This window comes from Bacteroidales bacterium, assembly GCA_029210725.1.
Lineage (GTDB): Bacteria > Bacteroidota > Bacteroidia > Bacteroidales.
In genome coordinates this window covers 1-518 of sequence record JARGFM010000068.1, presented here as the reverse complement: position 1 = coordinate 518, position 518 = coordinate 1, and the positions used below count along the sequence as shown (strand labels likewise).

Here is a 518-nt window from a genome sequence, read left to right as displayed (position 1 = left end):
GATATGATAGAGGGATATTCATCATCCACGGGACATTATGTTGGTGATGGGTTTGCACAGGCGAGTGTCTATACAGTTAAAGCATTAAAGGATGGGTACTATTCCATTGATAGCACAATAACCACAGAAGCAACAGGGGCCACAGCATATTCGTTTACAATGACCCCCCTAACTTCTGCTAAACCAACAGAAGTCCCCACAGTCTCCTACCCTGGCGGCACAGGACAGGCATGGACTAATGATGAATTAATCAACTGGATGAGGGTGAATGTACCAAATATATTTTTCTTAGTAGTATTCTTATCAATATTTGCCCTGTTCTTAGCGTTTGGAGGAAACAATGGAGGAGGCAACCAAAGAGACAAATACGGACCTGGAATATGGGGTTTCAATCGAGGTAACGTCAGGAGAAGAAGATAACCTATGAAACTGATATTTGTTATACTGCTTGGGATATTATTGATTGGTACGGCAGGCGCCACAGTAACCAGGGGCCCATCAGAACCAGGGTGGTACCA

Annotated in this window: 1 protein-coding gene; it reads left to right on the top strand. The window is 43.8% G+C overall.

Going from position 1 to position 518, the window contains the following annotated elements; genetic code table 11:
• Window positions 1–420, top strand: a 420-nt coding sequence (locus P1P86_16605; protein ID MDF1576808.1) for a hypothetical protein, incomplete at its 5' end; no start/stop codon positions are given.
• Window positions 421–518 lie beyond the last annotated feature (98 nt).